This window comes from Actinopolymorpha sp. B9G3 (assembly GCF_040120725.1).
Classification (GTDB): domain Bacteria; phylum Actinomycetota; class Actinomycetes; order Propionibacteriales; family Actinopolymorphaceae; genus Thermasporomyces.
The window spans coordinates 1-23219 of the sequence record NZ_JBEEAB010000030.1 but is presented as its reverse complement, the minus strand read 5'-3'; the positions used below and the strand labels follow the sequence as shown (position 1 = coordinate 23219).

Annotated in this window: 25 protein-coding genes and 1 tRNA gene; 19 read left to right on the top strand and 7 right to left on the bottom strand. The window is 68.6% G+C overall.

The window, feature by feature from the left end:
• Positions 1-333 precede the first annotated feature (333 nt).
• The 5 genes from ABNF93_RS31305 to ABNF93_RS31285 all read left to right on the top strand — a co-directional run bounded on the left by ABNF93_RS31305 (position 334) and on the right by ABNF93_RS31285 (position 5880).
• Positions 334-1437 (top strand): resuscitation-promoting factor, encoded by a 1104-nt coding sequence (locus ABNF93_RS31305; protein WP_349331856.1) that lies wholly within the window; start codon positions 334-336, stop codon positions 1435-1437.
• Between the two features lie 75 nt (positions 1438-1512).
• Positions 1513-2472 carry a 16S rRNA (adenine(1518)-N(6)/adenine(1519)-N(6))-dimethyltransferase RsmA gene (rsmA, locus tag ABNF93_RS31300; RefSeq protein WP_349331855.1) on the top strand — a complete coding sequence of 320 codons (960 nt, stop codon included), beginning with the start codon at positions 1513-1515 and terminating at the stop codon, positions 2470-2472.
• Positions 2469-3410 carry a 4-(cytidine 5'-diphospho)-2-C-methyl-D-erythritol kinase gene (locus tag ABNF93_RS31295; protein WP_502877661.1) on the top strand — a complete coding sequence of 314 codons (942 nt, stop codon included), beginning with the start codon at positions 2469-2471 and terminating at the stop codon, positions 3408-3410. The genes rsmA and ABNF93_RS31295 overlap by 4 nt, the downstream gene beginning before the upstream one ends.
• A gap of 405 nt (positions 3411-3815) precedes the next feature.
• Complete coding sequence (locus ABNF93_RS31290; protein ID WP_349331854.1) at positions 3816-5051, top strand: serine protein kinase RIO; 1236 nt, start codon at positions 3816-3818, stop codon at positions 5049-5051.
• Positions 5052-5220: 169 nt separating this feature from the next.
• Complete coding sequence (locus ABNF93_RS31285; protein WP_349331853.1) at positions 5221-5880, top strand: pentapeptide repeat-containing protein; 660 nt, start codon at positions 5221-5223, stop codon at positions 5878-5880.
• A 16-nt stretch (positions 5881-5896) separates the two neighbouring features.
• Here the strand turns inward: ABNF93_RS31285 and ABNF93_RS31280 are convergent, their stop codons facing one another.
• Positions 5897-6175, bottom strand: a complete 279-nt coding sequence (locus tag ABNF93_RS31280; RefSeq protein WP_349331852.1) for a hypothetical protein — start codon at positions 6173-6175, stop codon at positions 5897-5899.
• 270 nt (positions 6176-6445) lie between these two features.
• Between ABNF93_RS31280 and ABNF93_RS31275 the strand changes: the two genes are divergently transcribed.
• A complete protein-coding gene (locus tag ABNF93_RS31275; RefSeq protein WP_349331851.1) occupies positions 6446-7330 on the top strand; it encodes a helix-turn-helix domain-containing protein in 885 nt (294 codons plus the stop codon).
• A complete protein-coding gene (locus ABNF93_RS31270) occupies positions 7320-7523 on the top strand; it encodes a DUF397 domain-containing protein (protein ID WP_349331850.1) in 204 nt (67 codons plus the stop codon). The genes ABNF93_RS31275 and ABNF93_RS31270 overlap by 11 nt, the downstream gene beginning before the upstream one ends.
• A gap of 230 nt (positions 7524-7753) precedes the next feature.
• On the opposite strand, the gene ABNF93_RS31265 is transcribed toward ABNF93_RS31270, so the two are convergent.
• Complete coding sequence (locus ABNF93_RS31265) at positions 7754-9019, bottom strand: mandelate racemase/muconate lactonizing enzyme family protein (RefSeq protein WP_349331849.1); 1266 nt, start codon at positions 9017-9019, stop codon at positions 7754-7756.
• Positions 9020-9182: 163 nt separating this feature from the next.
• Here ABNF93_RS31265 and ABNF93_RS31260 point away from each other — a divergent pair, with 163 nt between their 5' ends.
• Together ABNF93_RS31260 and ABNF93_RS31255 are read left to right on the top strand one after the other, a co-directional pair.
• Entirely contained in the window at positions 9183-11048 is a 1866-nt protein-coding gene (locus tag ABNF93_RS31260; protein ID WP_502877660.1) for an ABC-F family ATP-binding cassette domain-containing protein, read from the top strand.
• A 92-nt stretch (positions 11049-11140) separates the two neighbouring features.
• Positions 11141-11554, top strand: coding sequence for a hypothetical protein (locus ABNF93_RS31255; protein WP_349331848.1), 414 nt, complete (start codon positions 11141-11143; stop codon positions 11552-11554).
• Positions 11555-11741: 187 nt separating this feature from the next.
• Here the strand turns inward: ABNF93_RS31255 and ABNF93_RS31250 are convergent, their stop codons facing one another.
• Both ABNF93_RS31250 and ABNF93_RS31245 read right to left on the bottom strand, forming a co-directional pair.
• Positions 11742-12194: an RrF2 family transcriptional regulator gene (locus ABNF93_RS31250; protein WP_349331847.1), complete on the bottom strand. Its 453-nt coding sequence runs from the start codon at positions 12192-12194 to the stop codon at positions 11742-11744.
• 119 nt (positions 12195-12313) lie between these two features.
• Positions 12314-12835 carry a MarR family winged helix-turn-helix transcriptional regulator gene (locus ABNF93_RS31245; RefSeq protein ID WP_349331846.1) on the bottom strand — a complete coding sequence of 174 codons (522 nt, stop codon included), beginning with the start codon at positions 12833-12835 and terminating at the stop codon, positions 12314-12316.
• Between the two features lie 163 nt (positions 12836-12998).
• Between ABNF93_RS31245 and ABNF93_RS31240 the strand changes: the two genes are divergently transcribed.
• The 5 genes from ABNF93_RS31240 to ABNF93_RS31220 all read left to right on the top strand — a co-directional run bounded on the left by ABNF93_RS31240 (position 12999) and on the right by ABNF93_RS31220 (position 16901).
• On the top strand, positions 12999-13985 hold the full coding sequence (locus ABNF93_RS31240) for a trans-aconitate 2-methyltransferase (protein WP_349331845.1): 987 nt from the start codon (positions 12999-13001) through the stop codon (positions 13983-13985).
• Positions 13982-14698 carry a GNAT family N-acetyltransferase gene (locus ABNF93_RS31235; protein WP_349331844.1) on the top strand — a complete coding sequence of 239 codons (717 nt, stop codon included), beginning with the start codon at positions 13982-13984 and terminating at the stop codon, positions 14696-14698. The genes ABNF93_RS31240 and ABNF93_RS31235 overlap by 4 nt, the downstream gene beginning before the upstream one ends.
• Entirely contained in the window at positions 14695-15180 is a 486-nt protein-coding gene (locus ABNF93_RS31230; RefSeq protein ID WP_349331843.1) for a VOC family protein, read from the top strand. Before ABNF93_RS31235 ends, ABNF93_RS31230 begins: the two co-directional genes overlap by 4 nt.
• Positions 15181-15185: 5 nt before the next feature.
• The gene (locus ABNF93_RS31225; protein WP_349331842.1) at positions 15186-16016 is read left to right on the top strand and encodes an NAD-dependent epimerase/dehydratase family protein; all 831 of its coding nucleotides are present in this window, start codon (positions 15186-15188) and stop codon (positions 16014-16016) included.
• Between the two features lie 72 nt (positions 16017-16088).
• Positions 16089-16901: a CPBP family intramembrane glutamic endopeptidase gene (locus tag ABNF93_RS31220; RefSeq protein WP_349331841.1), complete on the top strand. Its 813-nt coding sequence runs from the start codon at positions 16089-16091 to the stop codon at positions 16899-16901.
• Positions 16902-16929: 28 nt separating this feature from the next.
• On the opposite strand, the gene ABNF93_RS31215 is transcribed toward ABNF93_RS31220, so the two are convergent.
• Entirely contained in the window at positions 16930-17370 is a 441-nt protein-coding gene (locus tag ABNF93_RS31215; protein WP_349331840.1) for a hypothetical protein, read from the bottom strand.
• A gap of 102 nt (positions 17371-17472) precedes the next feature.
• Positions 17473-17967: a GNAT family N-acetyltransferase gene (locus tag ABNF93_RS31210; protein WP_349331839.1), complete on the bottom strand. Its 495-nt coding sequence runs from the start codon at positions 17965-17967 to the stop codon at positions 17473-17475.
• Between the two features lie 214 nt (positions 17968-18181).
• Here ABNF93_RS31210 and ABNF93_RS31205 point away from each other — a divergent pair.
• From ABNF93_RS31205 to ABNF93_RS31195, 4 genes are all read left to right on the top strand, one after another.
• Positions 18182-18252: transfer RNA gene (locus ABNF93_RS31205), tRNA-Gln, on the top strand.
• Between the two features lie 333 nt (positions 18253-18585).
• Positions 18586-18942, top strand: coding sequence for a tyrosine-type recombinase/integrase (locus tag ABNF93_RS35115; protein WP_502877659.1), 357 nt, complete (start codon positions 18586-18588; stop codon positions 18940-18942).
• Positions 18943-19323: 381 nt separating this feature from the next.
• Positions 19324-19869: a nuclease-related domain-containing protein gene (locus ABNF93_RS31200; protein ID WP_349331838.1), complete on the top strand. Its 546-nt coding sequence runs from the start codon at positions 19324-19326 to the stop codon at positions 19867-19869.
• A gap of 686 nt (positions 19870-20555) precedes the next feature.
• Positions 20556-21479, top strand: a complete 924-nt coding sequence (locus ABNF93_RS31195; RefSeq protein ID WP_349331837.1) for a sulfotransferase family protein — start codon at positions 20556-20558, stop codon at positions 21477-21479.
• A gap of 296 nt (positions 21480-21775) precedes the next feature.
• Here the strand turns inward: ABNF93_RS31195 and ABNF93_RS31190 are convergent, their stop codons facing one another.
• Positions 21776-22633 carry a sulfotransferase gene (locus tag ABNF93_RS31190; RefSeq protein ID WP_349331836.1) on the bottom strand — a complete coding sequence of 286 codons (858 nt, stop codon included), beginning with the start codon at positions 22631-22633 and terminating at the stop codon, positions 21776-21778.
• Between the two features lie 203 nt (positions 22634-22836).
• Between ABNF93_RS31190 and ABNF93_RS31185 the strand changes: the two genes are divergently transcribed.
• Entirely contained in the window at positions 22837-23088 is a 252-nt protein-coding gene (locus ABNF93_RS31185; protein WP_349331835.1) for a hypothetical protein, read from the top strand.
• Positions 23089-23219: the final 131 nt, after the last annotated feature.

Sequence of the window (23219 nt, the reverse complement as noted above, 5' to 3'; positions counted from 1 at the left end):
GCCCCGAGGTGTCACGCGCGCCAGGTCCGTACCAATGGCCGGATGCGGGCCTCCTGCCCCTTCGGGCCGTATTGGCTACGGTGCGTAGTGTATTGGGGAGAGAATTTACACACTGGGTTGATGAGTGCGGGATCCTCCCGTATCGTCGCCAAGCGTTGGCCGGGGTCGGGAAGCCTCGGGCGGCGTACCAGGGGGGTTTCGCAAGGCGCTCCGACGACGCTGAAGAGCACGTCAGCTGTCGTGTCCTCTCAAGGGGAGGGGAGAGGGCGCCGACACTGCCGCTTGCTGGCGCCACTCGTGCCCGTGCCCGGAAAGCGCAAGCATCGGAGCACCGTGCATAAGAAGGGTTTGATCGGTGCCGTTGGCATCGCAGTCGTAGGGGCACTTGGTCTCAGCGGCGCCGCCTACGCCACACTTGACAAGGCCGTCACTGTCTCGGTCGACGGCAAGGATCGCACCGTCCACACGTTCGGCTCCTCAGTGGCCGACGTTCTTCAAGCAGCGGAGATCCCGGTCAGCGATCGCGATCTCGTGGCGCCGGGTCCGTCCACCAAGATCACGGACGGTAGCCGGATCGCGGTCCGTTACTCCCGCCCGTTGACACTCATGGTCGACGGCAGGAAGCAGACCCACTGGGTGACCGCGTTGAGCGTCGGGGAAGCGTTCAACGATCTCGGCGTCCGCTTCGCCGGAGCGAAGATGTCGGCCAGCCGTTCGGTCGGGATCGGCCGGAAGGGTCTCGGCGTCGACGTGCGTACGGTCAAACGCATCGTCGTCAAGCACGACGGCACCCGGACCGGGATCTCGGCACCCGTCCTCACCGTCGAGGAGGCGCTGGCCGCCGCCAAGGTCAAGATCGACGCCGACGACAGGATCAGACCCGCCCTGTCCACCATGGTCGACGACGGCGTCACGATCTCGATCAACCGGATCGACACCCGTACGCGCCAGATCACGGTCGCGATTCCGTACAAGACGGTCCGCAAGGAGGACTCGTCGATGTACGACGACCAGAGCAAGGTCGAACGCTCGGGCGAGCGAGGCACGAAGGCGCAGGTCGTTCGGATCGTCTACGTCGACGGCAAGAAGGCCAGCACCAAGGTCCTCTCCCAGCGGGTGGTGTCCAAGCCGGTCGACAAGGTGGTCGTCGTCGGCACCAAGGAGCGTCCCTCGGGCGGAGGCTCGGTCGGCGGCTCGGTCGACAGCCTCAACTGGGCGGCCCTCGCCGACTGCGAGTCCAGTGGCAACCCGGACGCGGTCAACCCGGCGGGTTACTACGGGCTGTACCAGTTCTCGCTGTCGACCTGGGAGTCGGTCGGCGGGTCCGGGAACCCGGTCGACAACTCCTCGGCGGAGCAGACCTACCGCGCGAAGCTCCTCTACCAGCGGTCGGGCGCCGGTCAGTGGCCCGTCTGCGGGAGCCGGCTCTTCAGCTGAGAGGCGGGACCGAAACCATCAGCTGAAGGCGAGTACGCGCAGGCGCCCGGGTGGGAGACCGATAGCGTTCCCACCGTGAGCGAGGCGTCTGGCGCGACCTCCGCCGGCCCGAGGCTCCTCGGGCCGGCGGAGGTGCGTGCGCTGGCCGGTGAGCTGGGGATTCGCCCCACCAAGCAGCGCGGCCAGAACTTCGTCACCGACCCCAACACGGTCCGGCGCGTCGTACGGGCCGCCGGCGTGGGTTCGCGTGATGTCGTCCTCGAGATCGGCCCCGGGCTCGGCTCGCTGACGCTGGCGTTGCTCGACGCGGTCACGCAGGTCGTGGCGGTGGAGATCGACGAGGCGCTGGCGGCGGCATTGCCGCGGACGGTCGCGCGGTTCGCGCCGGGGCAGGCCGACCGGCTCTCCGTCGTCCACGCCGACGCGCTCCAGCTGACCCGGCTGCCCGAGCGGGCAGGTGCCCTGACCGGTCCGGGGGATCCGACGGCGCTGGTCGCCAACCTGCCGTACAACATCGCCGTACCCGTGCTCCTCGAGGTTCTCGCTCACCTCCCGTCGATCCAGCACGGCCTCGTCATGGTCCAGTTGGAGGTCGCCGAGCGGCTCGCCGCCGCGCCAGGGTCGAAGATCTACGGCATCCCGAGCGTGAAGACCGCGTGGTACGCACAGGTCCGCAAGGTCGGCCTGGTGGGGCGTACCGTCTTCTGGCCGCAGCCCAACGTCGACTCCGGTCTGGTGGCGTTCACCCGGCGCCCACCGCCTTCGACCAGCGCGTCGCGGGACGAGGTCTTCGCGGTGGTCGACGCCGCGTTCGGGCAGCGGCGCAAGACCCTCCGCTCGGCGCTGGCCGGGCTGGCCGGTTCGCCACGGCTGGCCGAGGAGGCGCTGCGGAGCGCCGGAGTAGACCCGGCCGCCCGAGGCGAACGACTCGACGTGGCGGCGTTCGCCCGGATCGCCGAGGGACTTCGGGCGACGAGGATCGAGCACAACCAGTCTGACGATGCACGGACGAGTGAGAGGAAGCCCAGCCGGTGAGTGCGGTGAGTGCGGAACGTGCCGTGGTCGTGCGTACGCCGGCGAAGGTGAATCTGGCGCTCATGGTCGGGCCGCCCCGCTCCGACGGGTTCCACGAGCTGGCATCGGTCTACCAGGCGGTGAGCCTGTACGACGAGGTGGCGGCTGCCCCTCTCCCGGGCGGCGGGATCACGGTCACGGTCCGCGGCGCCGACGAGTCGCCGGAGACCGTGGCCGGTATCCCGCTCGACGCCGACAACCTGGCTGTCAGGGCGGCTGCCCTGCTGGCCACCCGGACCAGGATCGACGCGGGCGTGGCGCTCGAGATCCGGAAGGGGATCCCGGTCGCCGGCGGCATGGCCGGCGGGAGCAGCGACGCGGCCGCGACACTCGTGGCCTGCGATGCGTTGTGGGGAACGAAACTCGACCGGTCGCACCTCCTCGAGCTCGCAGCGGAGTTGGGCAGCGACGTGCCGTTCTGCCTGGTCGGAGGTACGGCGGTGGGTGCCGGTCACGGCGAGATCGTGACGCCGGCCCTCGCACGCGGCAGCTACCACTGGGTCTTCGCGCTCGACGGGAACGGCCTGTCGACTCCCGCCGTCTACGCCGAGCTCGACCGGCTGCGGGGGGACCTCGCCGTCCTTCCGCCGCGCGTCCCCGGGCCGTTGATGTCGGCACTGCGTACCGGCGACACCAGGGGCGTCGGCCAGGCGTTGGCCAACGATCTGCAACCGGCGGCGTTGCGCCTGCGGAGTCGGCTGGGGCAGGTGCTGGCGGCCGGTGAGGAACTCGGCACGCTCGGCGCCATCGTGTCAGGGTCGGGCCCGACCTGCGCGTTCCTCGCCCGCAGCGAGGAGCATGCCACGGATCTGGCGGCCCGGCTCGCGGGGTCGGGCGTGTGCACGACCGTACGCAGGGCTTCCGGCCCCGTCCCAGGCGCCCGGATCGTCGACGCCTGACCCGCCCGCACGGGGAACGTATACGTGATCATCCCAACCATGCGCGGTGAATTCGCCCCGCATCGTGGGGAACTGCGGCGCAAGGTGAGGTCATTCAGGGAACGCCTGGGGACTGACCGCGCGTGGGTTGGGCGAAATCGGTTGCGCCTCGTCGCCGCGTTCGGGCAAGGTTGCCCGGACGGCATCGCGGTCCGCGATGCTCGCAGCAGCGTCGGCGTCACGCCGGCAGGATCGATCCCGTGGTGATCGGGTTCGAGGGACCGAGGAGGTGCGTCATGGCCAAGTCCGTCGCCTGGGCTGGGTATCGCACCCGCCCTCACGTGCATCTCCTCCCGCGCTGACGCCGGGCACTCCCCTCGCGTCGCGGCGCGCCTGGAGGGATGCGTTCCCTCGAAGGAGCTTTCTGTGCGCAAGCGCAATCTCGATCTTGATTCTTCCGAGCGTCCCGACGATCACCTGAACGACCCCCAGAACGACCTGAACCTGACACGCGGCGGTCCGCACGACGCAGTCGTGTACGACCTCACCGACGGCGACACCGAGCACAGCGTCACCGAGCACAGCGTCACCGAGCACAGCGTCACCGAGGACAGCGCCACTGAGGACAGTCCCGCCGAGGACGGTGCCGGCCTGGCGAGTGCCCTCTGGGATGACGCCGACGACTTCGACGAGTTCGACCCGTACGACGACGATGCGCCCAGGGCGACGCGGATGCGCCGTCGACGGGACGAGAGTGGTCCCGCTCCAAGGGCGCGGGGGCGGATGACCGAGGAGGCCCGCGCCAGACTCGCCACGGAACGTGAGGCGGCCACGATCGCCGACGGGCCGCCCTCCGGATACCGGTGGACCACCTGGGACGACCTCGGAGCTCCCCGCGGCCCCGAGCCGTACCCGGACTGGCTCGTCACCGATCTCGCGGCTGTCGACACCGAGTTCGGCGTCCTCAAGACCGGCAAGGAGGCGGACGTCTTCCTGATCGAACGGGCCACGCTGCGCCAGCAGCACGGAGGAGATGGGCCCGACACCGATCGCGCGTGTCTGCTCGCCTCCAAGCGCTACCGCAGCGCCGACCACCGGTTGTTCCACCGGGACTCCGGCTACCTCGAGGGACGCCGCGCCCGCAAGTCACGTGAGGCCCGGGCGCTCTCCAACCGGACGAACTTCGGCCGCAACCTGATCGCACAGCAGTGGGCGGTCACCGAGTTCGCCGCGCTGGGCGAGCTGTGGTCCGCGGGCGCTCCGGTGCCCTACCCGGTCCAGCACATCGGGACCGAGCTGTTGATGGAGTTCGTGGGTACGAACGACGGTGCCGCCGCGCCCCGGCTGGCGCAGCTGCGACCCGAACCGGCGGAGCTCGCCTCCCTCTGGGACCAACTGCTCGACGCGCTGATGGTCCTGGCGCGGCTGGGTTACACGCATGGTGACCTGTCGGCGTACAACCTGCTCGTCCACGAGGACACCCTGGTCCTCATCGACCTGCCGCAGCTGGTGGATGTCGTGACCAACCCGCAGGGTGTCCGATTCCTCGAACGCGACGCGCAGACGATCTGCGCCTGGTTCGTGTCGCGCGGGCTCGCGCCAGACGTCGCGGACCCGGGCCAGGTGGTCGCGATGGTGCTCGCCGAGGCCGGCGTGACGTGACGGTGGGCGCCTCGGTTTTCTGATCATGTGCGCGGACCTTGGGGTTCTCCCTACGGGAGCGCGCGCATGATCCCCACATGATCATGAACCGAGGTGAGCGGGGCACCGGAGTGGTGCCGGCTTGTCGGTGGTACGAGTCAAGATGAAGCCGATGAGTCAGGATGAGCACGTGAGTGACGAGCAGTCTGGGCAGCCTGAGCAGGCCGGGCGAGCCGAGGAGGCGGGCCAGGCTGAGCAGCACATCGAGGAGTCGTTCAACGGAGTTGACTGGTACGGCCGTGAGCTCGACGGTCATCGCTACGTCCGGTGCGTGTTCTACGACGTCGACCTCACCGAGTCCCGGAGCAGGGGCGCGATCTTCGACCGGTGCGAGTTCGGCAACTGCAAGTTCAACGCCTCCGCGCACACGGATTCGGCGTTCGTCGGCTGCGAGTTTCGTCGAACGACCTTCTTCTCGGCCACGCTCGACGGCTGCAAGCTCACGGGGAGCAGCTTCGTCGACTGCGTCCTGCGGCCGATCACGGTGACGGGTGGCCTCTGGTCGAGTGTGCTGCTGCGGGGCGCAGACCTGACCGGCGTCGACCTCACCGGCGTACGTCTCGGCGACTCGGACCTGTCCGAGGCCGATCTCACCGGCGCCAAGTTGCGCGACTGCGACCTCAGCTACACGACGTTTCGTGGGGCGGTCCTGAAGGAAGCCGATCTGCGCGGTGCCACCCTGCGGGCGGTCGACCTGAGTTCGGCGAAGCTCGACGGCACGCACGTCGACCTGGCGGGCGCGGTCGCCCTGGCCGAGTCACACGGTGCGCGGGTCGACACCACACCCTGACCCCGTTTGCCGGGTGTTACGACCAGTCGAAGCCGGGTGCGTGATCGGTGGCTGTCCGCGGCGGCTCGTCACACATGATCACCTGCGTACAACCGTCGTGGCCGTGGATCGCCGTGACGTCGGCGAGTGACTCGTACACGTTGACCGACGGACGGGCGCCGCACCACGCGAGGCTGACCTTCCCGTTGGGGTAGATGGTCCCCCAGGCGACGACACCGGTTCCGGAGACGCCGCTCGCGTCGCGATGCCGGTAAAGCTGGAAGCGGCACGGCATAACTGTCGTGACGACGGGCATTGACCCTCCATCTGACGTGAAGGCGGCCCAACGATGTTGGGTCCTACGGGCCGCCGCGCAGGGAATGGGCCGGGGTCTACGACGGCCCGTAGGGACTCCCAGAGTGACAGGATCACCACGGATGGTCAAGTAACTCTTCCAATGTAAATTTTCCTGATCTGTCCTGGGAGTTCCGAATGACAATTTCCAAACTGATCGATGCGAAAGGACTTGCGACATCTATGGGCAAGGGGTCACACTTGGGCGCAGTTACTCACCGGGGAGGTTTGCATGCCCAGAGTGACCGGACCGACGATCGCTCGCTGGCGGCTTGGCAAGGAGCTCAAGCAGCTCCGGGAGTCCGCCGGGTGTTCCTACCTGGACGCCGCACACCGGCTGGACTGCTCCGAGTCCAAGATCCGCAAGATCGAAGCGTCCGAGGTCGGGGTCGTCCGGGCTGAGCTCGACTCTCTCCTCGAGCTGTACAAGCTCGAGGACGACGACCTCAGATACCTCCTGCACGAGCTGCAGAGGTTGGGCAAGCAGCGCGGTTGGTGGGCCCCGTTGGGTTCGATGCCCAAGCAGTACGCGTTCTTCCTGTCGCTGGAGTCGGACGCCAAGCGGATTCGCACCTTCGAGCCGATGGTCGTTCCCGGCCTGCTGCAGACCGAGGAGTATTCCAATGCCCTCGACGCGATGTGCACATTCGAGTCGCCGGAGGAGCTCGAGCGGTCCGTGCAGATCCGGATGGCCCGCCAGGAGGCGTTCTGGAGGGGGCGCACCGACCCGAGCCGACTCTGGGTGATCGTCGACGAGGCCGCCCTGCGTCGGCCGGCCGGACGGAAGGTTGGCGTCATGCGCGGCCAGCTGATGCGGCTGCTCGAGCTGAGCGACCAGTGCATCTTCCAGATCGTGCCGTTCGAGGTGGGCAGCTATCCCGGCACGATCGGCCCGTTCACGATCTGCGAGTTCGACGAGAACGTTCACTCTCCCGTGGTCTACACCGACGGGCAGGCCGGCATCGCCTACCTGGAGAAGGAGGAGGACGTCGAGCGCGCGGGGCGGGCGTTCAACCACATGGCGGCGATGGCTCTCAGCCCGGCGCAGTCCGGGAAGAAGATCTTGGCCATCCTCTCGGAGATGGCCAAATTACAAGGAGGCGAAAATGAAGGATGACCTGACCAAAGCGAGATGGCGGAAGGCGTCCGCGTCCATCGGCATGTCCAACTGTGTCGAAGTGGCCGACCTGGGCGCCCGGATCGCCGTTCGCGACTCGAAGGACCGGCGTGGCCCGGCGCTGGTTTTCAGCGCTGGCTCGTGGTCCAACTTCGTCGGCAGCGCCAAGAAGGGCGAGTTCAACCTGCGCTGAGCGCCGCCGTCCTGCTCGGTGCGTACTCTGTGCCGGCAAAATATCGCTACATATGATGAAAGAACGGAAACCCCCGGCTTGTCCGGGGGTTTCCGCATAGCCGCATAAGTACCGAAAAGTGCGTACGGAGGATGCCCGAATTCGCCCGAATGTCCGGGCCGCGGAATTTCGCATGCTGGTTGAGACGGCCGACGCGCACGAGGACGTCACGGCGCAATCGCGCGCGGACCTCATCGGGCGTCGTGGACCGGTGCGCGGTCCGCGCGGGCGTACAGTTCGGCGAACTCCGGTGAGCCGTCGTCGGTACGAACGTCGAAGGTCACGCCACGGTCCTGCACGGGGTAGTTGCCGGCGAGGCAGTCCTTCCACAGATCCGGCATGTGGGCGTAGTGCACGAGCCGGCCGCTTGGCCAGCCGACGGACAGGATGTGCCGCCGCTCGGGTCGCGAGTATGGCGGGTCCATCCGGTACCGCTCCAGCGCGCCCTCGTCGACGGTCACGCCGAGACCCGGCCCGGTCGGTGCCTGGACGAAGCCGTTCCGGATGAGGAGCGGGTCGACGATGAGATCGTCGGCGTAGTTGTTCATCGCCGTGACCGCCGGCCAACGGGCGTGGGAAAGGACGGCGCCGAGGTGGGCGCACAACGCCGTGGTGAGGCCGGTCCCGACCATCTGCAGCCAGAACGGCTTGCCGAACTCGGCGTTCAGCGTGTTCTGCCGGAGCATCGCGGCGATGCCCCGCTCCACGACGAAGCCATCACACGTCTCCTGCCGGAGCATCGCTTGGTACGGCTGGGCGTGCAGGTGGACCGCGACCGGGCGTGCGACCTTGGCGCGGATCTGCCGGTAACCCTCCAGGTCGGCGTGCGGGATCGGCGTCTCGTAGATCGCGACCCGCTCGTCGCGGTCGAGTTCGCGCAGCACCGGGACGGCCTCGCCGGCGTGCAGGAGCATGCCGTTCCAGTCGATGTCGAGCCGGTAGTGCGATGGCGTCGCCGAGCCGATCGCCGCGACCTGTTCGTACACGTCGAACCATGGGCGGGCCTTGAACTTGTGGTAGGCGTAACCGGCGGCCACCGCGTCGGCCGCTTCCGCCGCGAGTGCGGCGGGCGCCATCTTCGTGTTCCACCAGGCGATCGGGCACCAGTCGCGGACCCGCGGACCGAGCAGCGCCGAGACAGGAACTCCGAGCGCTTTGCCGACCACGTCGTACATCGCCATCTGCAGGCCGGGTCCCAGCGAGTCGTCAGCGAGGAAGTCGGCCGGGTTGCCGCCGCGGACGCGGGCGACCGCCTCCTCGGGCACCTTGCCCCAGCTGTAGTGGAGCAGGGTCTCGCCGAAGCCGGTGATTCCCGCGTCGGTGCTGAGCTTGATGACCTCGACGACGGACCAGTTCCAGACGTTGGGTAGCAGCGCGTTCCACTCCTGGCAGCGGTCGGTGAACGGTACGTCGACGACGATGCGTTCGACCTCGGTGATCTTCAGGCGGGCGACCATGCGTTCCATCCTGACGTGGATCGAGGGTCCTTGCCGAGGGAGTGATGGCAGCCGTCGGGGCCAGGTTCGGACCAGCCGGCGACCAGCGCCTTCGTGGCGGTACCTGGACCCCGGGATAGCCTCGAACGTCGCCCGTACGACAGGAGTACGACAGGAAGGTCGCATGGCAATCAACCCGGTCAATCTCGTCAACCTCGAACGCGTCGAGAAGGCGTACGGCGTCGAGCGGCTCCTCGATGGCGTGAGCCTCGGCGTGGCAGCGGGCGAGCGGATCGGCATCGTCGGGCGGAACGGTGCCGGCAAGACCACGTTGCTGGCATTGCTCGCCCAGGAGGAGGTACCGGACGCCGGTCGGGTCACGCTGAACCGCGGCCTGCGGGTGGGCAGGCTCGGCCAGCGCGACGACCTGGATCCTGGCGCGACGGTGGCGTCGGTCGTTCTGGGCGGGCGGGCCGAGCACGAGTGGATGGGCGACCGGAAGGCCCGCGAGGTGCTGGCGGGTCTGCTCGCCGACGTTCCGACCGACCGGGTGGTCGGCGGGCTGTCGGGCGGGGAGCGCAGGCGGGTCGCGTTGGCGGCGCTTCTCGTCGACGAGCACGACCTGCTGCTGCTCGACGAGCCGACCAACCACCTCGACCTCGAGGTCACGGACTGGCTGGCCCGGCATCTCGTGGCGCGGGGTGAAGCTGTGGTCGCGGTGACGCACGACCGGTGGTTCCTCGACGCGGTGTGTACGACGACGTGGGAGCTGGACGGCGGCTCGGTGGCCGCCTACGACGGAGGTTATGCGGCGTACGTCCTGGCCCGGGCCGAACGGGAACGGATGGCCGACGCGACCGAGACGAAGCGGCAGAACCTGCTGCGCAAGGAGCTCGCCTGGCTCCGCCGGGGCGCGCCAGCCCGGACGTCGAAGCCGAAGTTCCGCCTCGACGCGGCGTCCGCGCTGATCGCGGACGAGCCGGATCCGCGCGATTCGCTCGCGCTGGCGAAGTTCGCGTCGGCGCGGCTCGGCAAGCAGGTCATCGACCTGACAGACGTCGACGTCGTGCGCGGGTCGCGGGAGTTGTTGCGGCGGGTGACCTGGCAGCTCGGCCCCGGCGACCGGATCGGGATCGTGGGTGTCAACGGTGCCGGCAAGACGACGCTGCTGCGACTGCTGGCCGGCGAGGACGAGCCGGCGGCAGGAAAGCTGGCGTGGGGGCGTACGGTCCAGCTCGGTCATCTCGCGCAGGAGCTGGGCGGGCTCGACGACGACTCGACCGTGGTCGACGCGGCCGAAGGCGTTCGGCGGGTCGTGAAACTCCGCCCGGGCAACGTGCGACCGGGCGCGATCGGGCGCCGGCCGGTGCCCACGTCCGGGCCGGAGGTCACGGCGATGTCGCTGCTGGAAAGGTTCGGGTTCCGGGGTGACCTGCTGCGCGCCCGGGTGGGTGACCTGTCCGGTGGTGAGCGGCGGCGGTTGGAGCTGCTGTGCCTGCTGCTCGACGAACCGAACGTCCTGCTGCTCGACGAACCGACGAATGACCTCGACATCGACACGCTGCGGGTGGTGGAGGACTTCCTCGACGGGTTTGCTGGGTCGGTCGTGGTGGTGACGCACGACCGATACTTCCTCGAACGTGTCTGCGACACGGTCTGGGCGCTGCTCGGCGACGGGAGCCTCGGCATGCTGCCGGGTGGGGTGGAGGAGTACCTCGCGCGGCGGCGGGACCTGGACGAAGGGCGGCCGGGTCGTACGCCGGTTTCAGCGCATGCTGGTGAGTCTGGTCGGGCTGGTGAGTCCGGCGGTGGTTCGGGCGTACGAACGATCGACGCCTCCGAGCTTCGGGCAGCCAAGAAGGAACTCGCCCGACTCGAGCGTCAGCTCACCCGCCTGAGTGTGCGCGAAGAGGAGTTGCACGCCGCACTTGCCGCCCACGCAAGTGACTACGAACGACTGATGAAGCTCGACGAGGAGCTCCGCACTGTGCGTACAGAGAAGGACAGCGTCGAGACCCGCTGGCTGGAGCTCGCTGAAGCCGTCGACTGACCTCCCCGTGATCATGATCGTGATCATGAAAACTCTTGGGCGGTATGGCCTCTCTTAGCCTCATGGTCCGGTTTGCCTTCACACTCGCCCTCTTGAAGGACGCCACGGGACCCCGCCTGACACCTGAGTTCGTTGAACGGCTGAGAGGGCTCGGGGGTTATGGCCTCCGGCGCGGCGATCCTGGACGCGACCTTCACGGGCGCGCCTTCGCCGCCGCCTTCGCCGCCGCCTTCGCCGCCATGGGTTCCGCCGCCGCAGGCTTCGCCGCGATGGGTGCCGCCGCAGGCTTCGCCGCCGCCTTCGCCGCCGCCTTCGCCGCCATGGGTTCCGCCGCCGCAGGCTTCGCCGCGATGGGTGCCGCCGCAGGCTTCGCCGCGATGGGTGCCGCCGCAGGCTTCGCCGCGATGGGTTCCGCCGCCGGCCTCGGACTCCCACTCCTACAGTGGCGCGCCGGCCTTCCTGCCCAGCTACCAGCAATCACCGTCCGGCTACAGCGCTGGGCATGACTGGTCCCATGATCGTGAAGCGAGACCGGACCATGAAAGTAAACGGGGCCATACCGCCCTGGACTCTTCATGATCACGATCATGATCACGGGGAGGCGGCGTGCGCGCCGGATGGGGGCCCACGCGTCGGAGGGGGCCCTGCGCGACGGGATGCGGGAGGGGGCGTGCGCCACAGGCAAGAGTGGGGTCAGCGGGGTTCCCAGGCGCCGGGCGAGTTGGCGAGCTTGCGGATCTGGGCGGGGAAGTGGCCGCTCACGACGGTGGCGAGTGTGGTCTCGTCGAGGACGCCGCGCACTGCTGCCCGGGTCGCGACCCACACGACCTGCAGGTGTTCGGCCGCCCCTTCGTAGGTCGCCTCCTCCGGCCGCATCCCGCGTACGCCGGCGAGCGGCCCGTCGACCGCCCGGATGATGTCCCCGACCGTGATCCGGTCCGCCTCTGCCGCCAGCCGGTAACCACCGACCGCGCCGCGATGGCTGCGTACCAGCCCCGCCCGGCGCAGGTCACCGAGGATCGCCTCCAGGAACTTGTGCGGCAGCCCTTGGCCGTCCGCCAGTGCCTGCGCGGTCACCATGTCACCGGCCTGGGCAAGCACCAGCATGGCGCGAACCGCGTAGTCTGCGCGAGCCGAAATCTGCACGCCGACATCATGGCGTACGACCGGTTGCTTAGGGGGGAGCGGCGTGCCTGCTAACGCCGTACCTGCCGGACCCGCCGGACCCGCGGTAGTCGCCGTGACGTGTCGTACGCACGTCGCATTCACGTCTGTTCGTCGAACGGCATCACGAGCCGGCGCAGCAGTGCGGTCAGCTGGGTGCGGTCGTCGTCTGGCAGTCCTGCCAGGAGGGCGCGCTCGTGGTCGAGCAGTCCCGCGAGCGCCGCGTCGACCCGCTTCTGGCCGACGTCGGTGAGCCGGACCCTTACCCCGCGACGGTCCGCGGGCTCGGGCCGTCGCTCGACCAGGCCTTTCGCGGCCAGCCGGTCGATCCGGTTCGTCATCGTGCCGCTGGTGACGAGGGTCTGGGTGAGCAGGCGACCGGGTGAGAGTTCGTAGGGCTGCCCCGCCCGACGCAGCGCGGTCAGGACGTCGAACTCCCACGTTTCGAGATCGTGTGCGGCGAAGACCAGCCGGCGGGCGCGGTCGAGGTGGCGGGCAAGTCGGGAGATCCGGGAGAGTACTTCGAAGGGGGAGACGTCGAGGTCGGGCAGCTCCCGACGCCAGGCAGTCACCAGCCGGTCGACCTCGTCCTGGTGGTCGTCTGCCGGCTGGTTCGTCTCCATCGCCACAGCCTAGCCCGACGTCGATTCGATCAAGACTCTTGACATCAAGAGACTTGCCCTGGAAAACTATCTCGACGTCAAGCTATCTACCTCGCGGTGCGACCCGAATTCTTCGGACACCGAGTTGGAGCGCGGGCCCCATGAACCAGACCAGGGAGTACGCATGACCCCCGGCAGCACCGCCGCCGACAGTCCTGTCACGGCCGACAGCCCTGCCGATGGCACCGCCGACAGCCCGGCCGCCGACAGCCCTGCCGCCGACAGTGCCGCCGCCGACACCACCGCCGACAGCGCCGCCGCCACCACCGCCGAAAGCGCCGACGACAGTGGCGTGGCGTGGGACCCCGGCCAGTACCTCAAGTACGCCGACGAGCGCAGCCGGCCGTTCGCCGACCTGCTCGCCCGCGTCGGCGCCCGCGATCCCCGGTACGTCGTCGACATGGGCTGCGGGCCGGGGCAACTCACCGCGGGACTGTGCGCCCGCTGGCCCGACGCCGACATCGAGGGCGTCGACTCGTCCGCACCGATGATCGAGCGCGCCCAGGCCCTCCGGGACCAGGGCGAGACCGCCGCAAGCACGCCTGCCGCGGGCGAGACCGGGCGCTTGTCGTTCCGCCTCGGCGACCTCCGCGACTGGCGGCCGGAGCGTCCCGTCGACGTCCTCATCACCAACGCCACCCTGCAGTGGGTGCCCGGCCATGTCGACCTGTTGCCCACCTGGGTCAGCTACCTCGCTCGGGACGGATGGCTCGCGCTCCAGGTGCCGGGCAACTTCGACAGTCCGAGCCACCGGACGCTGTTCGCGCTCGCCGCCGAGGAACCCTGGGCGCGCCACCTCACCGTTCCCGTTCGCCAGCGGCCGAGCGCCCCTGGACCGGACGTCTACCTGGACGTACTGGCCGCCGCGGGATGCCAGGTCGATGCCTGGGAGACGACCTACCTGCACGTCCTTCAGGGCGAGGACGCCGTCTTCGAATGGGTCAAGGGCACCGGCGCGCGGCCCGTTCTGCAGGCGCTGCCCGATGACGTACGACCGGACTTCGAGGCCGCCTACAAGGCCCGGCTCCGTGAGGCGTACCCACCGCGCGACGTCGGCACAATCCTCCCGTACCGACGGGTGTTCGCTGTCGCGCGGAGGGTTGGCCGATGAGTGCGCGTACGCCGGACCGCGTGCCCCCGCTCGACGACGTGCCCCCGCTCGACGACGTGCCCCCGCTCGACGACGTGCCCCCGCTCGACGACGTGCACCCGCTCGACGACGTGCCCCCGCGGGACGACGTGCCTTCGTCGGGCGGTACTCCGAGGACCGGCCTGGTCGTGCGTGAGGCGCGGCGGGCCGACCTGGCGACGATCGTGGCGCTCATCGCCGCCGATGCGATTCGCGAGGTCAGGGAGACCGTCCCCGCTGGCGCAGCCGGCGAGCCCAGCGAACCCGCCAGGCTCCGCCACGACGACGCGGACGACGGTCTGGAGCCGGGTTACGTGGCGGCGTTCGATGAGATCACCGCTGATCCGAACACGCTGCTCCTCGTCGGTGAAGTGCCGACCGGACGCGGTGCCGAGGTGGTCGCGACCTGCCAGCTCACGTTCCTGCGGCATCTCATGTACCACGGCGGGGTTGTCGCTCAGGTCGAGGCAGTCCGTACCGCCGCACATCTGCGCGGGCACGGGATCGGCACCGCGCTCATGGACTGGGTGGTCGCCGAGTCGCGGCGACGAGGTGCGGTACGCCTGCAGCTCACCAGCAACCGCGCCAGGGTCGACGCGCACCGGTTCTACGAACGACTGGGCTTCAAGGCCAGCCATGTCGGCATGAAGCTCTACCTCGCCGACGGAGGCGGAGCGGCCGGAGCGGCCGGATGAAGCTGCACCATGTCCAGGTGTCGTGCCCACCCGGCGGTGAGGAGGCCGCGCGAGCGTTCTATGGGGGAGCGCTCGGCCTGGTCGAGGTGGACAAACCGCCTGCGCTCGCTGCCCGAGGCGGGGCGTGGTTCCGCGCCCCCGACGCGTCTGCTGCGCCCGCCGCCCCCGACGCGTCTACCGCGTCTGCCGCCCCCGCCGCCCCCGCCGCCCCCGCCGCGTCTGCCGCCCCCGCCGCGCCCGACGGTGCGGGGAGTGCGGGTGGTGCGCTCGAATTGCACGTCGGCGTCGAGCAGGATTTCCGCCCGGCCAGGAAGGCGCATCCGGCTCTCCTCGTCGCCGACATCGACGCGGTGGCGGATCGGATCGAGGCCGCAGGCTTCCCCGTGGAGTGGGACCCGCACTATCCCGGCCACCGCCGGTTCTATACCGCTGATGGTCATGGCAACCGGGTAGAGATCCTCAGCCCGGATGGTCCAGGCTAAGGCTCATGTCAGACTCGGGATCCACCTCGCGCCCGCGCGTCCTGCTCACCGGAGCGACCGGCTACATCGCCGGCCAGCTGCTGCCGGAGTTCCGCGCGCGTTACGACCTGCGCCTCGTCGACGTCCGCCCCGGCGACGATGTCGAGGTCGCCGACCTGCTGAACGCTCCGGCTGGTGAGCTCGCGCCGCTCTTCGAGGGCGTCGACACCGTGGTCCACACCGCGTACCACCGGCCGAGCGGTGACGACCCGCAGTCGAAGTACGACGGCGAACGCCTCAACATCGACCTGATGCAACGCGTCTATCAGCTGTCGCTCGACCACGGTGTCCGCCGGGTGGTCGCGGCGAGCACCAACCAGGCCGCGAAATGGTACGAACAGCCCTACTACAAAGGTCTCCGCGACCGGGTGAGCCCCGAGGACTACCCACGGCCGGACAACTTCTACGGCTGGGCGAAGGCGGCCTACGAGTCCCTCGGCTTCCTCTACGCCTGCGGCGGCGCGGGTCGGGCGCTGGAGGTCGTCCAGATCAGGATCGTCGCACCCCGCGAGATCGAGGCGGAGAAGTTCCGCGACCTGCCGGCCCAACGCTACGTCCGCGACCTCGCCGGCTACATCTCCGAGCGTGACCTGCAGCAGCTGTTCTGCAGGTCGATCGAGGCCGGGGACATCGCCGACGAGCACGGCGTACCGTTCCACATCTTCTACGGCGTCTCCGACAACGCGCGCACGCTCTGGAGCATCACCAACGCACGCAAGGTGATCGGCTACGCACCACAGGACAATTCTGAGGAGCGGTACGCCGCCGACATCGCCAAGCTCCTGCACGGCAGGTGACACCGGACCGCGCCACCCGGTCCGCCGGCAAACCCGCCGTCCTCGCCGTGCGGGCCCGATAGCGTGCGGCTCGTGCGAAACGGCGTACGTGCCTGGCTGGACCCTCGGCGGCCCGACCACCCGGAGGTCGTGAGCGACCCCCGCGAACGGCGGGCGTTGGTGCTCGAGTTGGTCCTGGTCTTCAGCATGACGCTGGGGCTGGCCGGCCTGCGTAGCCTGCTGTCCCTCCTTGATGCCCTGCTGCGTCCTCAGCCACTCAGCAAGCAGGCGGTCGCCCTGAACGCCTCGCGGGCGGCGCAACAGCTGATCGACTTCGCGTTCCAGCTGGCGGGTGTCCTGCAACTGGTGGCGTGGGGCGGGCTGGCGATCTATCTGCTGTGGCGGACCGGTGTCCTGGCGCGGATGATCGGCCTGGATCGCACCCGGATCTGGCGTGACGTCGGCCTCGGGGTGGGCCTCGCCGCGCTGATCGGGATCCCGGGGTTGGGGCTCTACCTCGTGGCGCAGGCGTTCGACCTCAACCTGACCGTGCAACCGTCGACGCTCGGCGACCACTGGTGGCGGGTGCCGTCGCTGGTGTTGTCCGCGGCCGGAAACGCCTGGGCGGAGGAGGTCCTCGTCGTCGGGTATCTGCTGACCCGGCTGCGTCAGCTCGGATGGGGCGAGAACGCGGGGCTGGTCGTGTCGGCCCTACTGCGTGGTTCGTACCACCTCTATCAGGGGTTCGGCGGCTTCGTCGGCAACGTGATCATGGGCGTGATCTTCGGTCGGCTCTGGCAACGGACCAACCGGCTGTGGCCACTCGTGCTCGCGCACACCCTGCTGGACGTGGTGGCGTTCGTGGGATACGCCCTGCTCAAGGGGCGGGTCGGTTGGCTGCCGTGAGATTCGTACGGCGCATGTCTTCAGGGGATCACAGCAGTCCGGTGCGGTCCGCGTAACAGGCGCTGAACCTGTCGGTGTCGTTGGACAGCGGGATGCACGGCTGGGCCCGGTCCGCCCAGACGAAGCCCAGAATGATCGTCGCCAGCGCAAGGGTCAGTGCGGTGTACGTCGCCGCCTTGTTGGTCGCCCGGCCGCGGTAGACGCGGACGACGCCCGTCAGCGACAGGGCCAGCGCCAGCGCGGCGAGGAGGACGGCCTGCGGCCAGGCGACGAGCAGGCTCCCGGCGAAGGCGACGCTCGCGAGGACGAGCGCGATCCAGCCTGAGAGGTTCAGCGGCTTGCGAGCCGGAGGGGGCTGAATGCCGTCCGCGCCTGGGCTTGCTGCGAGGTCATCGGCGGGTTGATCGGCGCCGGTGGAGCCGGGCGAGCGTTCATCCTGCTGATCACTGCCGTGATCCTGGGTGGTCATGGCCCGATTGTCGCGCCCTACCGGTGCCCGTGACTACGGGGACCCCTGCCGACGTACGCCCCGACGACTCTCATGCGGCCGCGTGCGATGCGTACGGCGTGGTCAGGCGGTAAGGAGCAGCCAGATGTCAGGCGGTAGGTCGGGCTTGCCCGGGATCGGGCGGCGCTCGTCCTTCCAGGCCGACCCGGCCACCGCCGTCGCGACCCGCCGCCAGAACCGGGCGGCCGCGGGATTCGCCTCCTGGAACGGGATCTCCCAGAGTCCCCGGTGCCGGCTGAGCAACTCGGTCGCGGCGGCATGCCCGACGCGCTGTCTGCGCGCCGCGCGTACGACGAAGAACTCGCCCATCACCCGAGCCTCCCCCGACAGCCCGCGGACGAGGGCGAAACCTGCCAGCCCGGAGTCGGTGTGGATCAGGTAGCCGCACCGGTCGGGATCGTCGAAGTAGAGCGGCAGCCGCCCGCTGCTGTAGAGCCCTTCGTCGGTCGGCAGCTCACCACGGAACTCCGACAGGTCGTGGCTGTACAGCTGCCAGAGTCGTTCGACCACCGGTCGATCGTCGGCGAGTATCGGAGCGAGGGTCAAGGCGGGAGGCACCCGGTCATCCTGCCATCCGGCGCCGCGCCCTCCGCGCTGTCGACCCGCCGGCTGACCGCCGTCCGCTAGGTGACGCGCAGTTGCGGCGCGTCGCCAATGCGTGACGAAACTCGTCGCCGCGTGTGTCCGGGGCTTGGGTCCGGAGGTGCCGTCGTACGGTCATAAACCGGTGGAAGGCGCCGACCCTCCCCCGCGTAGGCTGTGGAGCGCTCTGTGGGGTGTCGTCTAAGGGCAAGACCTCAGATTTTGGATCTGATGATGGGGGTTCGAGTCCTCCCACCCCAGCTCGCTCTGACCTGCATCTATGCACCCCGATGCGCTTGGGTGAACGGCTGCCTGTCAATGGGAGTGTCAATGAGTACACTCCGGGCATGCCTCCGAAGACCGGCACCAAGCGTCGCCAGCGCGGCTTCATCCGTCGCCGCGGAGGCTCGTACCAGGTGCTGGTCTACGCCGGAACAGACCCTCTGACGGGCAAGGACAGCTACCTCACGGCGTCGACGAAAGACGAACGCGAGGCCGAGCGGATCCGAACGCGGTTCCTCGCCCAAAGTCGACCAGCAGCGCCAAGCCGCGACGAAGGCGAAGCTCGGCTACGTCCTCGACGAGTGGCTCAAGGTGCACGACGTCGAGGAGACGACGCGGGACAACTACCGCTGGTACGTCGAGCGTGTCATCCGCCCGGCGCTTGGTGATGTGCCGATCAAGAAGCTGACTGCCCGATCGCTGGAGGAGCTCTACGCGCAGCTGCGACACTGCCGCGACCGATGCGATGGGAAGCCGTCCGTCGAGCATCGAAGCGAGGAGCCTCACGAGTGCCGGGCTGTGAGGCACCGTTGGGGCACTGGGCGCCCTTCGGCGCGGGCCCGCGAGATCCACGACTGCGCGAAGGCTCGGTGCGTGACCGTCGAATGCAAGCAGCATGCCTGTAAGCCGATGGCAGAGAGTGGCACCATGATTACCATGGGTGTATGACTGACTCGATGGACCCGGGCCGGGCGTGATCGGCTTTACGTTCGGGCGGCCAATGGTGCTGACCGTGGGTACGTCGACCTGCAGACCGGCCAACCTCACCCGAAGAACGGTCTGGCCTGGACCGACGACATCGGCGTCGAGGTCGGCCGCTGGCTCCGCGCCAACGGGCACGCCCGGCATGCCGGGCTCTGGCCCACCGAAGTCCGTCTGCCCGTTCCTGGCGTACCGCGCGGTCGGGGCGACGAAGCCCCCGCACAGCGCACAAGGACGCCGACCGCTGAGGCGACGTCCGCCCACGCGAGGGGAGTGCGGAACGGCAGCGGCGGGGCGCCTCGGAACCGGTCGGAGGCAGTCGTCGCGTCTGGTCCGGACGGTGCGTGGATGGACCTGGCCAGGAACAGACCCGGCCAGGCGGCGCTGCAGGCTGCGCAGGCACGCAGCACGACCTGGACCCGCCTAGCTCGCCTGCTCGGCTTCCGGACCCGTGACGCCTCTTGGCGGGTCGGGGCTCGAGGCGAACGACTCGTTGGTCGCACGCTGTGGTGGGCACGCGCCCTGGGATGGCGGAGTCTGCATGCGATCCCGGTCGGGGACCAGGGCGCCGACATCGGCCACCTACTCATCGGGCCGGGCGGGATCCTCACCATCAACACCAAGCACCACCGCGGAGCGCACGTGAAGGCCGGACGGGAAGTCATCTTCGTCCGCGGCCAGCCCACTGCCTACGCAGCCAAGGCTCTCGGCGAAGCCCGCCGCGCCGCCAAACTGCTCAGCCGTGCCCACGGCCGACCAGTCGAGGTCTCCCCGCTTGTCGTCGTCGTCGGAGCGGTCCGCATCCGCGGACGCCTTACCCGAAGCGTCCTGGTCCTCGCCCGCTCCGGGCTCCTGTGGCACCTGCACTCGCGACGAGCAGCACGCGCTGTATGAGGTGGCACGGCGGGCGAGCACCTGGATGCCTTCCGGTCGCACGCAGCCCGCACGGTAGGCCGGGTACGAGACGTCAGTCGCGGCCGCTGCGGAATCCAGCTCTGAGGTAAGTCAAGGCGCCGCTGACGCGGCGCACCGCCCGGCTACCGCCCTTGCGGGCGGCCGTGGGCGGCCGTCCTCGGGCTCGCCGGGCGGGCAGACGGAGCATGTTGTAGGCGCTGGCTGAACATCGCTGTCAGCCGCCCGATGTCCTCGCATGCCAGTCTCCGGCCTCCACTCCGGCCCTCAACGGCTCTCTGGACGGTTACCCACCCCTGTGGGTGGTCTCAGTGAGCGCAGCGCCGTCCTCCTCTCCCTCGGACGGCCATGTTGCCGGGGGTGAAACCGGTTGAGGCGTACGGCGAGGTGGGCAAGGCTTGGCGCGGTCGGAGTCGGGGTCCGGAGGCGAGGTGAGTGGCGGGTGAACCTGCAGGCACCAGAGCCAGCCGTAGGCGAGCTGTCAGCCGACGGCGCCAAGGAGCTCCTGCGCGGGTGTGAAGAGCATTTCGTATGGGTATGCAATGGAATATGACCCTCAGTGAGGGCCAATTGCTGTGCCCGGGCTACGAACAGGGCGTCGAGAAGGTGGATCTGTGAAGTTGAAGCAATGGCCTTTGGTTTACCTTGCGCCGGTACCGTCCGCGACCGTGAACCTGCTGGAGATCTCCCGGACCGAGCGAGCGACCAGCCCCGTCTTCATCGTCGGCGAGGCGCGAAGCGGCACCACGATCCTCTATCGCATGCTGCAGAAGCATCCGGCGTTCCGCCCGCGATCGGAGAACCTGTGGGAAAGCAAGATCATGGTCCACCTTGACAGCCATGCGTCGTTCGGGCCCCGGGAACCCCCCACAATGTACGGCCACATGGCCCATGACGACGATCGCTACCAGGCGTTCCTCGCCTCGATCGCACCGCTGCGGCCGGTCCTCGCCGCGGGCGCGGCCGCCCTTCGGCGCGTACCCACCCGCCACCGGAGTCGGATCTGGACGGCCAGTGGACACCCGCTCGTCGTCCGTTCCTACTTCCACCACGCGCGAGCCGCGCGTGGCGCCCGCCGCGTGCTCGAGAAAACACCGGCTCACATCAAGTACGTCCATCGGCTCCTGCGGTGCTACCCGAACGCGCGGCTCATCTACATCCACCGGCACCCGGTCGACGTCTACACCTCCTACGTACGACGCGCGAACGTCGACCCCGCTGCCGCGCGTTGGGCGCGCATGTCACCCGAGGCGTTCGCCCAGCGATGGGCACGGAACTCCACGCTGGCGCTCGCCGCCGCCGAGAGCGTGTCGAGGTCGTTTCTGATGCACTCCTACGAGACGTTCACGGCAGATCCGCAGGCGGCCGGTCGACAGATCTGCGAATTCGTCGGCGAAGCATTCGACCCCGAAATCATCCGAGAACGCAATCCGAATCCCACCAGGCGCACAGCCGATCCGCACCTGTTCGGCGAGCTCACCACCAAGACCAAAAACTGGCACGACTACATCACGCCGCCTGAAGCGGCAGCCCTCCAGGCACAGCTGCGCCCAATCATGGAGCGGCTCTCCTACCAGGCTTACCCAAGCTGAACATCGCTCTGGCGGCTCGTGGGCGTACGCCGATGGTGTTCCTGTCGAGGTGGCCGTAGAGGGTGCGTCGTTCCTTACTGGACACCCCCTATTAAGCGACGGGGAGGAGCGTCCTGACGCGGGGACGACAGCGGGTCGGCCGATGGCACGAACGACGCCCGCTCGGCTCGGGGACCGTCGACGGCGCTTCCCCGGAACTCTTCACTATGGGGCGGCGTGATGGGGCGCGGTCGGCGTGATCTCGCCGAGCTGTGTGGGCGACCCCCACGCTCGCGTGATCGTTTGGGCGGCGGCGGTTAGGTCGAGTGCCGTATCGCGAGGATAGATGCGATCCGGTCGGCGTCGTACTTTTCATCGAGCCATTCGAAAAGCTCACGCAGGACCGCCGGATCCTTGATGTAATCATCGTAATGCACGTGGTAACCGCGATCTCCGCGAAGGCCAACCGCGGCCTTTAACCGGTCCTCGATCTTGGCGAGATCGCCTCGCGCATTAGGCTCCTTATGCCACCAGCTGCTCTTCGCGACGTCATCGAGGTTGCGCGTGTTGAGTACGAAGCGAGCCTTGGGAAACAGCGACTCGATGAAGTCGATGTACTCGAAAGGCTCCTGCATCCACCAACGGATCTCCTTGAAACCCGTGACCCGAGTCCCGGGCTCCGGCCGAAGCAGCGTGTCGACAACAAGCTGGCGCATACGGAGGGTGGCGAGATCATCCGGATAGTCGTCGATGCCGTACCACGGGTGCTGCGGTGGGAGGGGGTTGTCAGTCGTCCACTTGGCGCAGAACTTCGCGGCCGTGGAGTGATACTCGAACAACTTGTAGAGCACGCCACCGTTCTCGCCACGGATGCAGTATCCCGGTATGGCGTCGAGCAGCCCCATCAACAGCGTCGAACCCGAGCGGCCGTACGTGACAATAAAGAGATAGTCGAGGTCGGTGGCACTCTCGGCATCCATGGCCGGCAGACGACGAAGAGCCGACGCGAGCTGCCCGGCCCTGGCTTCTGCGGCTTCACGCTCGTCGGTGAGCAGTTCGACCGCTGCTAGCAGCTGCTCGTTTTGCGTGACCAGGTGGTCACAATGGTCGACTAGTCTCCGCACTCGGGGAATGGCCGTGAGCGTAGCCGTGACAAATGGTAGTGATTTGGACACGATGGGTCATCGTAGCAGAGGGGGGATGCCGCGGCACGCTCTACGGCCACCTCGGCAGGAACACCATCGGCGTACGCCCACGAGCCGCCCAGCGCCCCTAACTCGCCGACGGCCCCCTTGCGGCCGACGAGAACTTCGGGGCCAAGACCCACACCTACTCGTCGGTTCCTGACGGCTCCCTTGGTGAGGACTTCCTGGAGGAGATGGGTGACGCCTTCGTCGGGGTCCTTGTAGCGGGTCTGCCAACCGGCCATCGGCCGGCCGCCGAGCACGTCGGCAAGCATGTCGGCGAGTCTGCCGAGTTCGCTGCCCAGCTTGTGGGCGAAGAGGTTCTCCCCCAGGTCTTCGACGAGGACGCCGTCGTTGGCACGGTAGGAGTCAAGGATCCTGCGGACATAGCCGGTGTTGCGACGGCCGCAGGTAACGGCAGCGAATCACATAGCTCCGCCGCATGACGGTTGTTAGCCGTCACTCCTTATGAGGACGCGGGGGTAGGTCGGCGTCATCGGGGGTGAGTGTGTGCGTGGGCAGGGCTGTTGGCCTTGCCCTTCTTCGTGTGCGACGACAACGTGATGACGTCCGGTTT